The 19,176-nt window shown below is 35.1% G+C and carries 20 protein-coding genes, 2 rRNA genes and 1 pseudogene; 7 read left to right on the top strand and 16 right to left on the bottom strand.

Features of this window, described 5'->3' with window-relative positions:
* Position 1: 1 nt before the first annotated feature.
* Complete coding sequence (ispH, locus tag A9G07_RS00115; protein ID WP_065563829.1) at positions 2-952, top strand: 4-hydroxy-3-methylbut-2-enyl diphosphate reductase; 951 nt, start codon at positions 2-4, stop codon at positions 950-952.
* On the opposite strand, the gene A9G07_RS00110 is transcribed toward ispH, so the two are convergent.
* A complete protein-coding gene (locus A9G07_RS00110) occupies positions 949-1,203 on the bottom strand; it encodes a YfhL family 4Fe-4S dicluster ferredoxin (protein WP_065733593.1) in 255 nt (84 codons plus the stop codon). The two genes, ispH and A9G07_RS00110, sit on opposite strands and share 4 nt — an antisense overlap.
* Before the next feature lie 578 nt (positions 1,204-1,781).
* On the opposite strand from A9G07_RS00110, the gene A9G07_RS00105 reads away from it, so the two are divergent.
* Together A9G07_RS00105 and A9G07_RS00100 are read left to right on the top strand one after the other, a co-directional pair.
* A complete protein-coding gene (locus tag A9G07_RS00105) occupies positions 1,782-2,972 on the top strand; it encodes an efflux RND transporter periplasmic adaptor subunit (protein ID WP_081303302.1) in 1,191 nt (396 codons plus the stop codon).
* A gap of 1 nt (position 2,973) precedes the next feature.
* A complete protein-coding gene (locus A9G07_RS00100; RefSeq protein WP_065563830.1) occupies positions 2,974-4,941 on the top strand; it encodes a MacB family efflux pump subunit in 1,968 nt (655 codons plus the stop codon).
* A 76-nt stretch (positions 4,942-5,017) separates the two neighbouring features.
* Here the strand turns inward: A9G07_RS00100 and A9G07_RS00095 are convergent, their stop codons facing one another.
* Together A9G07_RS00095 and A9G07_RS00090 are read right to left on the bottom strand one after the other, a co-directional pair.
* Positions 5,018-5,761, bottom strand: coding sequence for a DsbA family protein (locus tag A9G07_RS00095; protein ID WP_065563831.1), 744 nt, complete (start codon positions 5,759-5,761; stop codon positions 5,018-5,020).
* Positions 5,762-5,775: 14 nt separating this feature from the next.
* The gene (locus A9G07_RS00090; protein ID WP_065563832.1) at positions 5,776-6,045 is read right to left on the bottom strand and encodes a YihD family protein; all 270 of its coding nucleotides are present in this window, start codon (positions 6,043-6,045) and stop codon (positions 5,776-5,778) included.
* Between the two features lie 229 nt (positions 6,046-6,274).
* On the opposite strand from A9G07_RS00090, the gene mobA reads away from it, so the two are divergent.
* Complete coding sequence (gene mobA, locus A9G07_RS00085; protein WP_065733548.1) at positions 6,275-6,868, top strand: molybdenum cofactor guanylyltransferase MobA; 594 nt, start codon at positions 6,275-6,277, stop codon at positions 6,866-6,868.
* Positions 6,869-6,983: 115 nt separating this feature from the next.
* On the opposite strand, the gene A9G07_RS00080 is transcribed toward mobA, so the two are convergent.
* The gene (locus A9G07_RS00080) at positions 6,984-8,015 is read right to left on the bottom strand and encodes a threonine aldolase family protein (protein WP_065733547.1); all 1,032 of its coding nucleotides are present in this window, start codon (positions 8,013-8,015) and stop codon (positions 6,984-6,986) included.
* Between the two features lie 62 nt (positions 8,016-8,077).
* On the opposite strand from A9G07_RS00080, the gene mobB reads away from it, so the two are divergent.
* Positions 8,078-8,572 (top strand): molybdopterin-guanine dinucleotide biosynthesis protein B, encoded by a 495-nt coding sequence (gene mobB, locus A9G07_RS00075; RefSeq protein ID WP_065733546.1) that lies wholly within the window; start codon positions 8,078-8,080, stop codon positions 8,570-8,572.
* Positions 8,573-8,616: 44 nt separating this feature from the next.
* On the top strand, positions 8,617-9,309 hold the full coding sequence (mtgA, locus tag A9G07_RS00070; protein ID WP_065733591.1) for a monofunctional biosynthetic peptidoglycan transglycosylase: 693 nt from the start codon (positions 8,617-8,619) through the stop codon (positions 9,307-9,309).
* On the opposite strand, the gene cobB is transcribed toward mtgA, so the two are convergent.
* The 3 genes from cobB to A9G07_RS00055 are packed head-to-tail and all read right to left on the bottom strand — an operon-like array spanning position 9,306 to position 11,679.
* Positions 9,306-9,998, bottom strand: a complete 693-nt coding sequence (gene cobB, locus A9G07_RS00065) for a Sir2 family NAD+-dependent deacetylase (RefSeq protein WP_065733545.1) — start codon at positions 9,996-9,998, stop codon at positions 9,306-9,308. The two genes, mtgA and cobB, sit on opposite strands and share 4 nt — an antisense overlap.
* Positions 9,999-10,043: 45 nt before the next feature.
* Complete coding sequence (locus A9G07_RS00060) at positions 10,044-10,856, bottom strand: hypothetical protein (protein ID WP_065563838.1); 813 nt, start codon at positions 10,854-10,856, stop codon at positions 10,044-10,046.
* Complete coding sequence (locus A9G07_RS00055; RefSeq protein ID WP_065733544.1) at positions 10,840-11,679, bottom strand: VanW family protein; 840 nt, start codon at positions 11,677-11,679, stop codon at positions 10,840-10,842. Before A9G07_RS00055 ends, A9G07_RS00060 begins: the two co-directional genes overlap by 17 nt.
* Before the next feature lie 204 nt (positions 11,680-11,883).
* Here A9G07_RS00055 and A9G07_RS00050 point away from each other — a divergent pair, with 204 nt between their 5' ends.
* Positions 11,884-12,573 carry an aspartate/glutamate racemase family protein gene (locus tag A9G07_RS00050; protein WP_065733543.1) on the top strand — a complete coding sequence of 230 codons (690 nt, stop codon included), beginning with the start codon at positions 11,884-11,886 and terminating at the stop codon, positions 12,571-12,573.
* Positions 12,574-12,577: 4 nt separating this feature from the next.
* Here the strand turns inward: A9G07_RS00050 and A9G07_RS00045 are convergent, their stop codons facing one another.
* The 9 genes and pseudogenes from A9G07_RS00045 to A9G07_RS00005 form a co-directional block, all read right to left on the bottom strand.
* Entirely contained in the window at positions 12,578-12,787 is a 210-nt protein-coding gene (locus tag A9G07_RS00045; protein WP_065733542.1) for a helix-turn-helix domain-containing protein, read from the bottom strand.
* A 75-nt stretch (positions 12,788-12,862) separates the two neighbouring features.
* Entirely contained in the window at positions 12,863-13,444 is a 582-nt protein-coding gene (locus A9G07_RS00040; protein ID WP_065733541.1) for a DUF2975 domain-containing protein, read from the bottom strand.
* 169 nt (positions 13,445-13,613) lie between these two features.
* Positions 13,614-14,474, bottom strand: a complete 861-nt coding sequence (gene rpoH, locus A9G07_RS00035) for an RNA polymerase sigma factor RpoH (protein WP_065733540.1) — start codon at positions 14,472-14,474, stop codon at positions 13,614-13,616.
* A 162-nt stretch (positions 14,475-14,636) separates the two neighbouring features.
* Complete coding sequence (ftsX, locus tag A9G07_RS00030) at positions 14,637-15,605, bottom strand: permease-like cell division protein FtsX (protein WP_065733539.1); 969 nt, start codon at positions 15,603-15,605, stop codon at positions 14,637-14,639.
* On the bottom strand, positions 15,605-16,264 hold the full coding sequence (gene ftsE / locus A9G07_RS00025) for a cell division ATP-binding protein FtsE (protein ID WP_065733538.1): 660 nt from the start codon (positions 16,262-16,264) through the stop codon (positions 15,605-15,607). The genes ftsX and ftsE overlap by 1 nt, the downstream gene beginning before the upstream one ends.
* A gap of 9 nt (positions 16,265-16,273) precedes the next feature.
* Positions 16,274-17,197 (bottom strand): annotated as a pseudogene (gene ftsY, locus A9G07_RS00020) (signal recognition particle-docking protein FtsY); the annotation flags it as partial.
* A gap of 153 nt (positions 17,198-17,350) precedes the next feature.
* Entirely contained in the window at positions 17,351-17,917 is a 567-nt protein-coding gene (locus A9G07_RS00015; RefSeq protein WP_065733537.1) for a pseudouridine synthase, read from the bottom strand.
* A 79-nt stretch (positions 17,918-17,996) separates the two neighbouring features.
* Positions 17,997-18,112: ribosomal RNA gene (gene rrf / locus A9G07_RS00010) — 5S ribosomal RNA — on the bottom strand.
* A 153-nt stretch (positions 18,113-18,265) separates the two neighbouring features.
* A 23S ribosomal RNA gene (locus A9G07_RS00005) occupies positions 18,266-19,176 on the bottom strand; the annotation flags it as partial.

Genomic DNA, 19,176 nt, shown 5'->3' with positions numbered 1-19,176 from the left:
TATGCAGATTATACTCGCTAATCCTCGTGGCTTTTGTGCTGGAGTAGATCGAGCTATTACTATCGTTGAACGCGCGCTTGAGCTATTTGGTGCTCCTGTTTATGTTCGCCATGAAGTTGTACATAATCGCTACGTAGTTAACCGTCTTAAAGAACTTGGCGCAATATTTATCGAAGATCTCAATGATGTCCCAGACGACAGTATCCTTATTTTTTCTGCCCATGGGGTATCTAAAACAGTTCGTGATGAGGCCAAACGTCGCCAGCTACGAATATTCGATGCAACATGCCCTTTAGTAACTAAAGTTCATATGGAAGTCGCCAGAGCAAGCTATCGAGGTGAAGAGGTTATTCTTATTGGTCATGCTGGCCATATTGAAGTAGATGGCACGATGGGACAATATAGTAATCCAGCAGGTGGAATCTATTTAGTCGAATCAATTAAAGATGTACAAAACTTGCAAGTAAAAAATGACAATCATCTCTGTTTTACAACACAAACAACCTTATCGGTTGATGATACCGCAGAAATCATTGAAGCGTTAAAAAATCGATTTCCCAATATTCGTAGCCCTCGTAAAAACGATATTTGTTACGCCACCACTAACCGCCAACAAGCAGTTAAGCAGTTATCATCTCAAGCCGATATTGTCTTAGTGGTTGGATCTAAAAATTCATCAAACTCCAGTCGATTAGCAGAGCTTGCAAGACGAAACAGCAAAAATGCCTACTTAATCGACTACGCCTCAGACATCAATCTTAAATGGTTAGAAAATGCTCAAACTATTGGTGTCACCGCTGGCGCTTCTGCCCCAGAAATTTTAGTTAAACAAGTTATTGAGCATCTAAAAAGTTTAGGTTGCACATCAATGATTGAAACCGAAGGTATTTCAGAAAATATTACTTTTGAAATTCCCAAAGAGTTACGTATAGAAGTTAAAACAACTGATTAAGAAGCATGTGTTAGTTGCTTAAATTTTTCTAATAACTCTTCTTGGGTTTCGACATGCTCTGGATCAGCAATAATCGCATTTTGAATTGGACAGACGCGTTGACAGGTAGAATGATCATAATAACCGACACACTCAGTGCATTTATTTGGATCAATCTCATAAGTATCGAACCCCATTGAAATGGCCTCATTTGGACATTCAGGTTCACACATATCACAATTAATACACTTATCAGTTATTTTTAACGCCATTGCTACAATATCTTTAACGAATAAAAAATTTGCGCCATTATAACGCAATACTAAATAAATCCTAATACGGATCTACATTTACATTAAGTATTGACAAAACTTTTGCAAAAAATTTTGAGGAACGGGGTTTTTGAAGGTCTAAAATTGCATAAATTTGGAAATTAAAGCCTAATGCATATCAAAATAAGTGTTCCTAATCAGATTATCCACTTAAAAAGTTATTAAAATTTTAAATTATTTTAGAAACTTATCAGCTTGACGCGCAAATAGTTTTATTAGTAAATTGAACGAAGGAATGTCTCAAAGCTTCACTAATTTCCATTAGTAAGTTAATAAGGAATTGCCTACTTTTTCTGTGCAATAAACAGGTATTCCTATGTATGATTATCTAATGATATTTATAATTAAATTTTTAAGTACATATTGAAAGAAAGGTGATTTTTCTATCAATTCAGAAATATCTTTAATACAGTTAAAAATTTTCATAAAAATTACAATTTATTATCTTTAGTTATCATTGCAAATGAAATTAATACGATACAATGCTCAAAAAATAACAAAAACGAAAGGATGAAAAATTGGCAAAATTCTTTAGATTCAAATATATCGTTATCTTTATTGCCACTTTAGTTGTGCTTTATTTAGGAAAATTAATTTTTTTTCCTTCAGAGCCTGCCGTTAATTATATTACGTCGCCAGTAACGAAAGGAAATGTTGAGAAAACGGTTCTTGCTGATGGCACTATAAGCGCTTTTAAACAAGTTAGTGTTGGTGCACAAGTTTCTGGACAAATCAAAAAATTGTATGTTGAACTTGGCGATGAAGTTAAGCAGGGAGATATGATTGCTGAGATTGATGATCTTAAACAAAGTAACGATCTCAAACAATCTGAAGCAAAATTAAACAGCTTGGAAGCTCAGCGTACATCTAAGCAAGCAAAATTAGTTAACTATCAACTAACTTATGAACGCCAATTAAAACTGGTTAAAAAAGGGGTTGGTGTCCAATCAGATTTAGATTCAGCAAAAGCCGATCTTGATGCAATCAAAGCTGATATTGCAGCGCTTGATGCAGATATTGTTAGCGCTCAAGTGGCAGTTGATACTGCAAAAGTTAATTTAGGTTATACCAAAATACGCTCACCAATTGATGGTGTTATTGTTGCCATTCCTGTCGACCAAGGGCAAACGGTAAACTCGGTACAAAGTGCTCCGACTATCGTTAAAGTCGCTCAATTGGATAAAATGACCATTGAAGCACAAATTTCGGAAGCCGATGTTATTGGTGTTAAAAAAGGTATGCCCGTTTATTTCACTATATTAGGACAACCAAACAAGCGGTTTGAGGGATTAACATTAAGATCGATTGAGCCTGCACCTGACTCAATTAATACTGAAAACTCTACGTTAAGCGCATCATCTACCACCAAAAGTGCAATTTACTACAATGGTTTATTTGATGTTGATAACCCTGATCATCTTTTACGTATTTCAATGACAGCTCAAGTATATATTGTGTTAGCTGAAGCGAAAAATGTACTGACTATTCCATCCCAAGCTGTTCAAAAAAATTTAGCAGATAATAAAGCGATTATTTATCTACTTGATCAACATAATAATGTTGAAGAACGAGAAGTCAGTCTAGGTATCAATAATAATATCAATGTGGAAATCAAATCGGGACTTAAAGAAGGTGAAATCGTCATTATTGGTAGTAACAATGGCGCATTATTTAATCCTAATGGACGCACGCCGAGGATAAGATTTTGATATGACAAATAATCCACTTATCAAACTTGAAAATATTGTTCGTGAATTTCCAGCCGGTGATTCAACCATACAAGTGCTTAAAAATATCAATTTAACGATTAATGCCGGTGAAATGGTTGCCATTATTGGTGCATCTGGCTCAGGCAAATCGACGTTAATGAATATTTTAGGTTGTTTAGATAAACCAAGCTCGGGAGTCTATACAATTGGAGGTCGAACCACCAATAAATTATCACCCGATGAATTAGCTGAATTACGTCGAGAACATTTTGGATTTATCTTTCAACGCTATCATTTATTAAGCGCCTTAACTGCACAAGGTAACGTTGAAATTCCCGCCATTTATGCAGGAATCACTAATGAACAACGAAAAAAACGAGCTATTGAAATATTAACGCGTTTAGGGCTTGAAGATAAAATTAATAATAAACCCAGTCAATTATCGGGAGGTCAACAACAGCGTGTCAGTATTGCTCGAGCCTTAATAAATGGCGGACAAGTTATTTTAGCAGATGAACCAACAGGCGCACTTGACCGTAAAAGCGGATTAGAAGTTATGGCTATCTTGCGAGAACTTCATAAACAAGGGCATACTGTGATTATTGTAACGCATGATAGCAATATTGCCCAAAGTGCAGAGCGAATTATTGAAATCAGTGACGGAAATATTATCTCAGATTCAATCAATCCTAATTATCAGGTAGAAGAAAAAAAAGATAATCGCCAAGTTAAACAGATCGAAACCACTAAAACCCAAGACAACTTTCAAGCTAAATACAATCGCTTTCGAGATGCCTTTAATATGGCGATATTGTCGATGCGTTCTCAACGATTACGCACTTTTCTAACCATGCTTGGTATCATCATTGGCATAGCCTCTGTCGTTTCCATGGTTGCATTAGGAGAAGGCACAAAACAAAAAATACTCTCGAATATAAACTCATTAGGAACAAGCACGCTAGAGATTTATCCCGGTAGCGGATTTGGGGATCGTAATGCAGATAAAATTACCACCCTTCGCTCATCCGATGCTGACTTTTTAGCGAAACAGAATTTTGTTCATAGCACGACCCCAAATCTGGCAACATCAGTCTATTTTCGAGTCAAAAATTTGGCGATGACTGGTACAGTAAATGGTGTGGGAGAGCAATTTTTTGCCGTTCGTGGTTATAACATCACCCAAGGCATTGCTTTTGACCAAGCTAGCGTTGCATCATCAGCACAAGATGCCGTTATCGATGAAAATACCGTTAAACAGTTATTTAAGAATGAAAATCCAATTGGAAAAATTCTTATGGTGGGTCAATTGCCGGTAAGAGTAATTGGTGTTGCCACCAAACAACAACAGGGATTTGGTAATAATGAGAGTCTTAATATCTGGTTACCTTATACCACTGTCATTAATCGCATGGTTGGACAAACATCGTTAAGAAGTATTACGGTTCGGATTAATGATAATGTTGATTTATCAGTTGCTGAACAAGCGATTAATAAAATCATGATACAACGGCATGGTGTTAAAGACTTTTTTATCTTTAATTCAGATAGTATCCGTGAAACGGTTAATTCCTCGGCTTGGGTGTTAACATTATTAATCTCAACCATTGCATTTATATCACTGTTAGTCGGTGGTATTGGGGTAATGAATATCATGCTAGTATCGGTTACCGAAAGAACTCGAGAAATTGGTGTGCGCATGGCTGTTGGAGCACGCTCAAGTGATATATTGCAACAGTTTTTAATCGAAGCGGTATTAGTGTGTTTGATCGGCGGAACATTAGGTATTTTATTATCATTTGTGGTCGGTGGGATTTTTAATTATTTTGTCACATCATTTGCAATGCGTTTTTCAATCATTTCAATTATCGCTGCCTTTAGCTGTTCAAGTATAATTGGCATAATTTTTGGGTATTTTCCAGCAAAACGAGCCGCAAAACTTGATCCAATTTATGCATTAGAAAGAGAATAAAAAGCGCTATTAAAATAAAATCCCTTTGCACGATAAACTGCAAAGGGATGACAATTTGTTAATAACCGTTTAAAAATTAATTATTTTGTTCTTCACTTTCAGTTTTTTTATCAATTTCTACCTTAACATGCGGATCTAAATCCACTAAGTAGGCAGTAACTCTCGCATAATCTTTGACATAATCAGTGGTATTTTTAGTATTAAGACCACGTGAGTTCACAAAAAACTTACGATTAACCACAACAGTTGGAATTGACTCAGGTCTTAATTGGTTATAGGCCTCAGTTTGTTGTGTCATAAACGCTTTAACTAAAAAACTTTGTTTGGTTTTATCAAACTGTTCAGCATCAACACCTAAGTCTGCAAAGACAGCTTTAATATCATCAGCAGTTTTTAATTTACGCTCGGTTTGTACAGCTTTATAAAGTGCATCTGACACTTTATCTTCAATACCTAATACATTAGCCACCGCCCATGCTTCAGCTAGCTCTTTAGCTAACGGACCAAAATTGTCTAAATGATAACGTTTAAATTTAGTACCATTTGGTAAAGCTTTAGCAATCGCGTCTGTTGCATGATATTCGCTTTCAAATTTAAAACAGCTAGGGCAGTTGAATGAGAAAAACTCTACAACCTCTTTATCTGGAGAGGGTTCAAATGGTAAAACACCATATTGTTCACCTTGTTCAATCGGTTTTAACTGCTCAGCAACATTTGCTGTAGCTGGTTGAGTATCATTTTTATTATCTGCTGGCGCTTCTTGCGCAAAACAGGTTATAGAAGTTAATAATACTCCAATAGCAATAAGCGTTTTTTTCATTTAATTTATTCTCCTTATTCTTTAATAATTCCGCGAGCTTTTAATATTGCTGATTTAAAATCATCTTCATAATCTTTTTTTAATCCAGGTATAGCTTCGTTTTTATCTGAATTACGCATTTTTAAATGATAAATTAAAACTTCATCACTAAGATCTTTTAAATTACCATCAAAACCAGCTTCTTTACCCAATTTATCTAAAAGCTGTAATAAATTGAGATCTGAATCATTTTCCCAAGCTGGTTGTAATAACTCAATTAACTCATCAATACGATGACATTTCATAATAACTACCTTTTAATTATTCAACTAAGTTGATAGGTGATGACATAAACCTTTATGTTAATCTTTACTTTACAATCTATATATTAATAAGCTTCTAGTATATACTCGGCTTTAAATTTAAATTGTCCATTTAAAAGATTCATAAACAAATATATTTTATGTCTAAAAAATAACTTTGCTATATAGTAATGTTATTTTGCTTTTTGGCAATGTAAAAGAGAAAGAATTTATGGAAAAACTGCCTATTACTGCTATTATTTTAGCTGGTGGTCAGAGTAACCGCATGAATGGTGTGGATAAAGGCTTGATGTTATTAGCTGGGAAACCACTTTTTCAACATGTAATTGATCGCATCAAACCTCAAGTCGATTTTATAATGATTAATTGTAATCGGCATGATGATCAGTATGGCTCGCTAAACTACCCTATTTTTGGTGATGATTTAACAGGATTTTTAGGGCCGCTTGCCGGAATCTATAGTGGCTTATTACGAAGCAATACAGATTGGAACTTATTTGTTAGTTGTGATACCCCTTTTTTACCAGATGATTTGCTCGCTCGTTTAGCAAAATTTTCAGCTACTCATCAAGCTATTTTCCCTTTTGATGGTAAGGATAATCATCCAACCATTTTATTAATCAATAAATCTGTCATTACTCAACTAAAAAAATATTTGGAAAACGGTGATCGCAAACTGATGTTGTTTTTAAAGAAGATTCATGCAACTGCTGTTGATTTTAGCGATACGCCTACAAGTTTTATCAATATTAATACAGTTGATATGCTAGAAAGTGCCAATTTGGTAATTGAGGCGAATAAATAAATCACAAATCGAGCCTTTTTATACGTTAGCTTATTGATTTTTTTGTTTAAAAACCCCGTTCCTCAACTTTTTTTATATTTTAATTATTAACAGTTTGATAGATAAAAACTTACTGTCATTTTTTAAGCAATTTTTTTAATTCTTGAGCAAAGTTTTCTATTTCAACTTCTTGTGTTGACCACGAAGTGCAAAAACGTAAACAAATATGGTTTGGATCACTTTGCCCTAAATTATCCACAGCATAACGTGAAGTAATTTTTTTGGCTAATTGATTCGGTAAATTGACAAACAGCTGGTTGGTTTGTGGTTTGGCTGCAAAGGTGAATCCCTCATTTTCAAATAAGTTTGTAAGTTTTTCAGCCATCATATTGCTATGTTTGCCTAATGAAAGATAAAGGTTATTTTGCATTAACGCTTTAAATTGTACAGCTATAATCCAACTTTTAGCTAATATTGCTCCTTTTTGTTTCATATTAAAACGGAAGTCGCGATTAATAGTATGATTGTTAAATACCAACGCTTCACCAGCAAAACCACCAACTTTAGTGCCACCAATATAAAATACATCGGTATATTTGGCTAAATCAGGGAAAGTAATGTCATTATCTTTAGCGCCTAATGCCATAGCTAAACGCGCACCATCTAAATAAAGATATAAATGATTTTTTTGACAAAATTGATACAGTTTTTTTAGCTCTTGTTTGGTATATAGGGTACCTAATTCGGTAGTGTTGGAAATGTATATCAGCTTTGGTTGGACCATGTGCTCGTCACAATGATAATCTAAAACAGGTTTTATGGATTCTGGTGTTAATTTTCCATCTTCAGTTTTCACCGTTACAACCTTATGCCCTGTGGCTTCAATTGCACCCGTTTCATGCACATTGATGTGTCCGGTTTCCGCTGCAATCACAGCCTGATATGGTTTTAGTATATGTGAAATGGTTGTTAAATTGGTAATTGTCCCACCAGCCATAAAATGTATGTCTGCATTCGGGGATTTTAATCTTTTCCTAATCTGATCGATTGCTTCATTACAACAATCATCTAAGCCATATCCAATCAACTTTTTATTATTGATATTGATAAATTCTTCTAACAATTTAGGGTGTACTGTTTGATTATAATCATTTAAAAAATCGTACATATCATTAATCTTGTATAAAATAATATTTACGTTTAAATATAGCACGTTATTGTTGAGAATCTATGAATAATAAAAAAATTATTGGTATCACTGGATATAGTGGATGTGGTAAAACTACTTTGCTAAAAAAGATTATTCAGTTAATGGTTTTGCGAAATATTAAAGTAGGTTCATTAAAACATGCCCATCATGATATTGAGTTAGATATCCCTGGCAAAGATAGTTATGAGCTACGCAAATCGGGAGCATTACAAACTATTGTTGCCTGCGATAAACGTTACGCATTGATTGAGGAAACACCCGATACCCCAGCAGATCTAAAAACGCTTATTAATCGGTTTACCGATGTTGATGTGATATTAATTGAGGGATTTAAAGATGAAAAAATTCCTAAAATTATGTGTCATCTAAAACAATGTCAAAAACCATTATTTATTGATGATTTTACCATTGCTGTTGCTAGCGATGAGCCGTTAATAACATCTTTACCTGTATTAGATATTAATCAACCAGAGCAAATTGTGAATTTTATAAATAATTATTTATTTTGCCGTTAATATATCGTATTTTACTTAACTGTTTTTTTACTAATATTATCACTATGAAATTTCAACTAAGAAAAACTATAAGCATTGCCAAGAAAGTCCTCATTGGATTAATGCTTTTCTCTGTTTTTCTTATTCTGCTTATGCGTTGGGTTAATCCTTGGGGTTCCATGTTGATGGTCGAAAGAAAGATCGCTAACTGGAATATTAATCAACAACGAATTTGGAAAGATTGGGATCAAATTTCAGATAATATTAAGATTGCCGTTATAGCTGCTGAAGATCAGCAATTTGCCAATCATTGGGGATTTGATTTTAAGGCTATAAACCGTGCGTTAAATTATAATAAAAATAATAGAAAAATCCGTGGCGCCAGTACCATAACTCAGCAAGTTGCGAAAAATATTTTTTTATGGTCATCGCGAAATTGGATCCGCAAAGGTGTTGAATCATGGTTCACAGTTTGGATTGAGCTTATTTGGTCAAAGCAACGGACACTTGAGATTTATTTAAATAGCGTTGAATGGGGTGAAGGGATTTTTGGTATTGAGGCCGCCTCACGCCACTACTTTGGTGTCAGTGCAAAGCAATTAACCAAAGAGCAAGCTAGTTTACTGGCTGCAATTTTACCTAATCCTAGAAAATGGAGTCCAGTTAATCCTAATATCCTTACACAAAAAAAAGCAAAATGGATTCTAGGCCAAATGGAAAATTTAGATACGAAAAAATATTTGAAGAAACTTAATTAATTAACGCTTAATGTTTTAACAAATTCAGGCACAATTTTACTTGCAGGGCCGTAAATTTTGGTTTGAAATAAACTTTCCCCCAAACTCGGCTCTAAATTGAGCTCAACAGTTTTTGCCCCCGATTGATTAGCAACCTCGACAAAACCCGCTGCCGGGTAAACATTGCCCGATGTACCAATCGAAATAAAATAGTCAGCTTGTGAAAGCGCATGGTAAATTTTATTCATCTCTAATGGGATTTCACCAAACCATACTATGTGTGGACGAATAAGCTTATTTTTTACATAATCCACATCTTGATGACAATCAATAATTTGCCCGGTTTGCTCATTACGAACTTTCAATAATTCGCCATGCATGTGAATAATATTTTTAGAACCCGCCCGCTCATGAAGATTATCAACATTTTGTGTCACAATTAATACATTTTCACTGCCGAGCTTATGTTCAAGCTCAGCTAAAGCAAAATGCGCTAAGTTTGGTTTTACCTCAGGGCTTTGTGATTTTTTTCGTAGCATATTATAGAAAGAATGGACCTCAATGGGATCGCGACTATAACCTTCATAGGTTGCAACATCATTAACATCATATCCTTCCCACAATCCATTTTGTGCACGGAATGTCGATAGTCCAGATTCTGCAGAAATACCCGCACCCGTTAAAATAACAATTTTCGTTTCTTTCATCATACCTTAACTTCTTATCTTTCTAATTAGGTAGGTTTAATTGATTTGCTATTGGCTATATTCGGTTGTAAACATGCTCATAGCAGGTTTTTTTAAGTTTTGATACTTACTATAAGCACTAGCTACTTTTGATCTTACATTTGCTTTGCTTTCACCATTTAACCAACTATCAATCATAGCGTGCACACTATACGCTTCCGGAGCCATATACTGCATGGTTAATATCAATGGTGAAATTCCGGTAGCTAATAACGGTTTGGAAAAATATTTTTGACTTTTACAAGCAAAAACGGCCGCATAGCGCGATTTTTGCTTTTCTTTCTCTTCTTTTGAGTTTGACGCCCAACTCGTTTCATAACCAAAGAATTTACTCCAAGACCATTCCATTAAACCATTGTGACCAATGTAAACAACTAAATTAGCTTTACCACCGCCAGCGATTATTTTTTTGTTATCTAGGGTAAATGTTGATTGTTTTTTGCCTGCTGAGTAATTAATAAAATCATCAATCGTATTATCAATATATTTACCATCATAAGCTTGCGCAATAATATAAACATCTTTGCTTTTATGTTTATAGATAATCTCTTCTAATATTTTACCCTCTTGAGGTTTATTGACTTGGACTACTTGCCATTCTTTTTGTTTACTAAAAAATGTTTTAAAGCCATAGGCGGCGCCCCAATAAAGATTATTTTTTGGATCTTGACCATTACCGATTGCTGCTGGAACGGGTACAATTCCTTGATACTTATTATCACATAATGCAACAACAACATGAATTACTTTGGGATCAGCAAAACATGAAACGGAAAAACACATAATTAGCATTAATAATAGATATTTACTGGCTTTCTTCATTTGTTATCAATTCTCCATTCACTTCGTATTTTACAATTACATTATTTTTATACATCATTTCAGAGCAAATACATGCCGGGGCGCCACCGACATTGTTTTTGGTCATGGTGTCTCTCCAGATTTCATTTTTTCTATAGATAACACCTTGCCTTTTAATAAAGGCATGCTGCTTTTCATAAACATGATAGCTGTATAGTCTTTCTGCATCACATAATAGCTCACCCTCTAGTTGGTGATCGCCAACATGAAGCATAATTTGAAACGTTTTATCGGTAGGATTATGAATAATAAGATCAATATAATTATAAAAAATAGCGGCACCCGAACCAAAAGGTAACACTCGACCATCATCAGGAAAAGGATCAAAGCTATGATTTGCTCGCTCAACTATTTGGAGTTCTGAATGGAGAGCTAACCAATGAATTAAATTACTGATCTGACATATACCACCGCCAATACCTGAACGAGCTACGCCAAATGAAAGTTCCATTCCATTCACAAATCCTCGCTTTTTAGTTGGTTTTCCGACTAATCGGCAAAACGAGAAATATTCACCAGGCTTAATTAAGATTCCATTTAACGAATCAACGGCAATTTTTAGGTTTGTGACTTTATTGTATTGAAGCTGAATATCGCTGTTACCCAATCGACGTATTAACTTAGAGGTATGTTTTTTATAGCGAAAAGGTAAACGTAAATCATGACTACGTTTTAAGCTATATTGACGCGAAGAACAATACCAGTACAAATGACGAAACAAACGACGCTGATTTATCCTTAACCAATAAAGTAAGGGATGATAACTGGATAACGGCTTTCGCATTATTGCTTTTTCCTTATATTCTACTAATATCGATTATAGCATCAAAAGATTTATATACTATGTTATATAAGTTTTTTAAGTTTAAAAGATTGTTACAAGACGCTTTGGTTTATTTACCAAAATACCTTAACATTAAACAAATTTAATCTTTTCGACATAATTTTAATCATACAGTTCGCTTAATACTTTTAGGAAATGGATAAAATGAAAACAATAGGTTTAATCGGCGGGATGAGCTGGGAAAGCACAGTGACTTATTATCAAGTGATCAATCAAATGGTAGGAAAATCATTAGGAGGATTACATTCCGCCAAGACACTTTTATATAGTGTCGACTTTCAAGAAATTGAACATTGTCAGTCCAATGGTGAGTGGGATAAAAGTGCGCTCATTTTAATTGATGCAGCGAAAAGACTAGCATTAGCTGGGGCAGATTTTATCGTGATTTGTACCAATACGATGCATAAAGTCGCTGATCAGGTTCAAGCTGCCATTGATATTCCCATTCTCCATATTGCTGATGTTACGGCACAGCACTTAATCAAAGGCAATATTCAAACGGTTGCTTTGCTAGGAACAAAATATACGATGGAACAAGACTTTTATAAATCAAAACTGATTAATAAAGGTTTAAAAGTACTGATTCCCGATGAGCAAGATAGAATAATCATCAATCGGGTTATTTATGATGAACTCTGCCATGGCATAATTAAGCCAAGCGCTAAGCAAGCTTATCTTGATATTATTGAAAAACTTGTTAACCAAGGTGCACAAGGCGTTATACTGGGTTGCACTGAAATTGGCTTGTTAATCCAACAGACAGATTGCCTGACGCCATTTTTTGATACCGCTTTATTGCATGCCGAGCAAGCGGCCTTACTTGCAATAAGTTAATCATTTACTCTTTATCAGTATATTCCAGTATATCGCCCGGTTGGCAATCTAAGTGTTTACAGATTGCCTCGAGGGTTGCCAGTCTGAATCCTTTTACTTTACCTTGCTTTAGTAATGATAAATTTTGTTCAGTAATGCCGATTGCGGCTGCTAAGTCTTTGGATTTAACTTTGCGTTTAGCCAGCATTACATCTAAATTTATAATAATTGCCACATTAAGATCCTATTAAATCGGTTTCTAGGTTAACATCATTGTATCGCACTCAACGTTATTATTTATATGCCATATTTAGATAAACTGTCTATTTTCTTCAGCGATCTGACTGGCTTTTTTTAAGATCTGACCAATTAGCATAATACTGATTGCTAAAAGCAATGTCATAAAATCTTCGCTAGTAAACGATACCGTAAAATAACGCTCAGGTTGATTGTAACTTAATATTGCCGTTATAGCCGGTTCTGAAAGTATGCCCATTATCGCCCAAATTACCAAAAATTTACCAAAGTTATAACAGTATTTTGTTGATTTAACGGAAAAATAGTCCGCTTGCGCAAAATTAACCAGCATTAATCGTAGTTGATTAAAAGCATAAATTAAAATAACAATTCTGCCGGTATCAATAAGTGTTGCTAAGGCAGCTTGCCAAAAGTTTAGGCCTGTGGAAATGTCGATACTATCATCCATTGTCGTGGAAATGAAAAAAGAATATCCATCCGATCCAAACCCAATATTGTTCTTATCAAAAAAGTAATATAACAAAGGCGATATCGTTCCAATCAGCATACATAAGATAGGGATCAAAATTAATACTGACATCAATTTACAATATTGATTTAAGCGAGTCTGATTTTTAGCTATATCTGTGTTCATTTTTATTTCCTTTTGGTTAAATTTACCAAATAGAGTATAAGCTGAGGGAAATAAAAAAACAACAATTTATTAAAATAAAACGATAATAATTTATCGTTATTAACTTATTTGTGATAATAAAAAAGCCTTACTGTTTAACGGCAAGGCTTCGAAAAAATTAACTAATTATTTATGCTTCAATAGCAACACGTAGTTTTTTCATTGCATTTTTTTCGAGTTGGCGTATACGCTCAGCCGAAACACTATATTTATCAGCCAAAACCTGCAATGTTGATTTGCTATCATCAGCATCTAACCAACGCGCTTTAATAATATCTTGGCTACGCTCGTCTAATTGAGATAATGCATCATGTAATTTATCAGTTGCATCATTTTCCCAATTGTCATTTTCAATTGATTTAGAAAAATCAGAATTAACATCTTCTAAATAAAGCGCAGGAGCAACTATTGAATTATCATCGTCATCACTATCAATATCAAATGACATATCTTGCGCTGACATTCGTGATTCCATCTCTAGTACATCTTTACGACTTACGCCAAGCTCATCAGCAACCATATCAACTTCAGCACTATTAAACCAACCTAAACGTTGTTTATTTTTTCTCAAATTAAAAAATAATTTTCTTTGCGCTTTAGTGGTTGCGACTTTTACAATACGCCAGTTTTTTAGTACGTATTCGTGAATTTCAGCTTTTATCCAGTGTACCGCAAAAGAGACTAAACGTACTCCCATTCCTGGATTAAAACGACGTACCGCTTTCATTAAACCAATGTTACCTTCTTGAATCAAATCAGCTTGTGGTAAACCATAACCAGAATATCCACGCGCAATATGCGCAACAAAGCGTAAATGAGACAAAATTAATTGTCTTGCTGCATCAACATCATCATGATAATAAAGTCTTTCACCTAGAGACTTTTCTTCCTCAGCTGTTAGCATCGGATAAGTATTTATCATACGAAGATATGATTCAATATTTCCTTGTGGGATTAAAGCACCTGCTTGCATTTTTAAATCAGTACTCATTTAATTCCCCCCTTAAATTAGACTAATTTTGTTACATCTTACTTGTGTAACAATTTAATTCTTTCTTTTAATTTAGACCACTAAAATGTGATTTAGTTCACATTTTTATCATAATTTTTATTATGTAGGATCTGGTAAAAATGGCAAATATTTAATCCACCATTATGAAGCTATAACCATTTTATTCAAATACTTTTTAGTAGCAATAAATGCTGAAAACCAACCTATAATCATTGAGAATAAAATAATTAATAAGCTTTCATCCCATGAAAGACCATTTATATTAACTATTGTTCCAAAAACATCCGATACATGCAACATGGTTGAATCTATTTGAAGGATAAATACTTTCGATAGAACCAAAGCCAAAATAGCACTAATTAATCCAGTAAAAATACCATTATATAAAAATGGTCGTAAAATAAAGCCTTCCGTTGCCCCAATCAATTGCATAACCGTAATCGTTTGCCTGCGAGCAAATATATTTAACCGAATGCTATTCCCAATAACCAGTGACACAGCAATGATCATAAAGATTGAAATCGTCCATACTATTGATTTAACCATATTGGTTAATGCCGTTAATCGCGTAAACCAACTGTCATCAAGCTGTACATCATCGACACCATCTATTTTTCGTAATTGTGCTTGTAGATCGTGTAATTTATTAGTTTGCTTAGCTTCTTCAACTGGAAAAATGATAGCAACTGCAGGCAATGGATTGTCAGCAAGTAAATCAAGTGCATCATCAAATCCTGACCAAGTTTTGAATTCATCGCGTGTTTCATCTCGAGAAAGATAAGTCACATTTTGAACTTCAGGAATCGTTTTAAATTGGTCAATTAAATTATTAGTTTGCTCTGGCGTAAGTGTTTTGTTTATATAAACTGTTACGTTAGGAGTTGGATACCATTGCTCTGCTGCTTGATTTGCATTTTTTAATAGTAAATAGCCTATTGTCGGTAAAGTAATTGAAATAGCAATAACAAAAATAGTCAGCAAGGAGGCAAATATATTTTGATAAAAATAGTTAAATACATTATGCCATGCATAGCCAATCTGCCTTTTCCACCGCCCTAAAAAGCTATTATTCTTTTTTTGTTTAGATGGTTTAATTTTGGCCTTTATCATCAACTTTTAACCTCTAAACGTCCTTGATTTAAATTGAGTATTCGATGGTGTTTTCGACGAATAAGCCCCATGTTATGCGTTGCCATCAGTACAGTTACACCAGTCTGGTTAAACTCTTCAAATAATTTCAATATATCTTTTGAAAGTCTATCATCTAAATTACCAGTAGGTTCATCAGCAAGTAATACGGTTGGGCGATTAACAATAGCTCGAGCTATTCCTACGCGCTGCTGCTCCCCGCCAGATAACTGTATTGGATAAAATTTCATTTTATCAATCAATCCAACTTTATCTAATGCTGCTGAAACTCGTTTTTTAATTTCTTCGGCTGGCTTTCCTAAAATGATTAATGGAAAAGCCACATTCTCATAAACAGTATGATCTAATAATAATTGGTGATCTTGAAATATCATACCTATTGTACGACGCAAAAACGGCACTTGATGTTTTTTTAAACGAGAAACATCAACACCATTAAGTAATACTTTACCATCATTCGCTTTTTCTAAACCACAAATCAAACGCATTAATGTGCTTTTACCTGCACCTGAATGGCCTGTTAAGAAAGCCATTTCCCCTTGCGATAAAGTAAATGTTATATTTTGCAAAGCTGGCTTTCCACCAGAATAAACTTTACTAACACGTTCAAATCGAATCATGATTTATCTCTATTCTTCTGCTTCATCAAACAGTGCGTTAATAAAATCATCAGCTACAAATGGTCTTAGGTCTTCTATTTTTTCACCGACACCGATATAACGGATTGGAATATTAAACTGATCAGCAATGCTGAATATAATACCACCTTTTGCAGTACCATCTAATTTAGTCAATGTCATCCCTGTTACACCAACAGCTTCATTAAATAATTTAGTTTGGCTAATAGCATTTTGGCCTGTTCCTGCATCTATTGTTAACATGATTTCGTGAGGAGCAGTTTCATCTTGTTTTTTAATTACTCGTACAATCTTCTTTAATTCATCCATCAGATGTGATTTATTTTGCAAACGTCCTGCAGTATCAGCAATTAATACATCAATATTTTTCGCTTTTGCAGCTTGAATGGCATCAAAAATTACCGATGCAGAATCAGCATTAATGTGTTGTGCGATTACTGGGATATTATTACGTTCACCCCAAACCTGTAATTGTTCAACAGCAGCAGCGCGAAAAGTATCGCCAGCTGCAAGCATAACTGATTTACCTTGTTGTTGAAATTGACGAGCTAATTTGCCAATTGTCGTCGTTTTTCCAACACCGTTTACACCAACCATCAATATAACAAAAGGTTTATGACTTTCTATATTTAGAGGTTGTTGAGCACCATCTAAAATAGATTTCATTTCATTTTTTAATAGATCATGTAATGCATCAGCATCTTTTAATTCTTTTCTTGAAGCTTGTTGTGTTAATGTGCTTATTAATTTTTGTGTGGTATCGAAACCGACATCAGCAATGATCAATTGCTCTTCTAATTCTTCAAACAGTTGATCATCGATCTTTTTTCCTTTAAATAAGCTAAGAAAACCAGATCCTATATTTTGTTTAGTTTTAAAAAGACCTTTTTTTAAACGAGAAAAAAAACCTTCTTTTTTTTGTTCAATCATAAATAACTTATCCCATGATCAATATCAATGATCATTTTATCTTATTTTATTATAAAGCCCAACGTATTCGATCAAAGAGAATCATATTATTGATCTATTTGATCCTTGAATCTTTTAAGGATCGTGAATTAAATTTAATTATTTAATATAAAGATCGTTGAGAGTAATAGATCGCCATTCGCCTTGGGGTAGGTTGTGAGTAAATAAATTATACTTGCCAATCTGAACTCGAATTAAACGTAAGCAAGGAAATCCAACGGCGGCACACATTCTTCTAACTTGTCGATTTTTTCCTTCTGTTATAGTAATACTTATCCATGAAGTGGGAATTGTTTTGCGTTCTCGAATAGGTGGGACTCGTTGCCACAAATTAATAGGCTCTTCTAAAAAATCCACGATTGCAGGTGCGGTGTGAAATTCCTTTAATTGTACACCACTGATTAATTTATCAATCGCTTGCTTATCAATTAACCCTTCAACTTGTACCCAATAGGTTTTAGGTAATTTAAATTTTGGAGAACTAATTTTAGACTGCAATTTACCATCATTGGTCAGTAATAATAATCCTTCACTGTCAGTATCTAAACGACCAGCAGGATAAAATCTAGGCATGGATATATAATCTTTTAATGTCTGATATTTTTCATGAGCAGAAAACTGTGTCACGACATTAAATGGTTTATTAAAAGCGATTAATGAACTCATTCTATCCTCAGAAGAATTAAATAACCTTAGAATGCAAAAAAGCCCAGCATTGCTGCTGGGCTTTCGCTCTAATTTAAAAGTCTGGCGGCACCCTACTCTCACATGGGTAATACCCACACTACCATCGGCACTACGGCGTTTCACTTCTGAGTTCGGCATGGGGTCAGGTGGGACCACCGCGCTATTACCGCCAGACATATTCTGTCTTCTCTTTTTCAACTGATGATGATTATCACATATCTTCACCAATCGCTCAATCCGGAACAAACTGTTTTATTAATCTTTCACCATCTTTCGATGATTTCTTAATCTCTCAACTTCGCGTATCCCAAAACAACTCCGAGTTGTAAGGTTAAGACTCTCGGTTCATTAGTATCAGTTAGCTCAATGTATCACTACACTTACACACCTGACCTATCTACGTCTTAGTCTCAAACGGACCTTACTGAATCTCTTCAGGGAAAACTCATCTCGAGGCTAGTTTCGTGCTTAGATGCTTTCAGCACTTATCTATTCCGCACGTAGCTACCGGGCAATGCAATTGGCATCACAACCCGAACACCAGCGGTGCGTTCACTTCGGTCCTCTCGTACTAGAAGCAAACCCTCTCAATTTTCCTACGCCCATGGCAGATAGGGACCGAACTGTCTCACGACGTTCTAAACCCAGCTCGCGTACCACTTTAAACGGCGAACAGCCGTACCCTTGGGACCTACTTCAGCCCCAGGATGTGATGAGCCGACATCGAGGTGCCAAACACCGCCGTCGATATGAACTCTTGGGCGGTATCAGCCTGTTATCCCCGGAGTACCTTTTATCCGTTGAGCGATGGCCCTTCCATTCAGAACCACCGGATCACTATGACCTACTTTCGTACCTGCTCGAGCCGTCACTCTCGCAGTCAAGCTAGCTTTTGCCATTGCACTAACCTCCTGATGTCCGACCAGGATTAGCTAACCTTCGTGCTCCTCCGTTACTCTTTGGGAGGAGACCGCCCCAGTCAAACTACCCACCAGACAGTGTCCCTTACCTCGATTCAGAAGTATAGGTTAGAACATCAAACATTAAAGGGTGGTATTTCAAGGTCGACTCCATGCATACTGGCGTACACACTTCTTAGTCTCCCACCTATCCTACACATTAAGGCTCAATGTTCACTGTCAAGCTATAGTAAAGGTTCACGGGGTCTTTCCGTCTTGCCACGGGTACACCGCATCTTCACGGCAAGTTCAATTTCACTGAGTCTCGGGTGGAGACAG

This window comes from Gilliamella sp. wkB72 (assembly GCF_001693745.1).
Taxonomy (GTDB): domain Bacteria; phylum Pseudomonadota; class Gammaproteobacteria; order Enterobacterales; family Orbaceae; genus Gilliamella; species Gilliamella apicola_E.
Note: the sequence above shows the minus strand (reverse complement) of the source record. Positions and strands in the feature narration are given on the sequence as shown.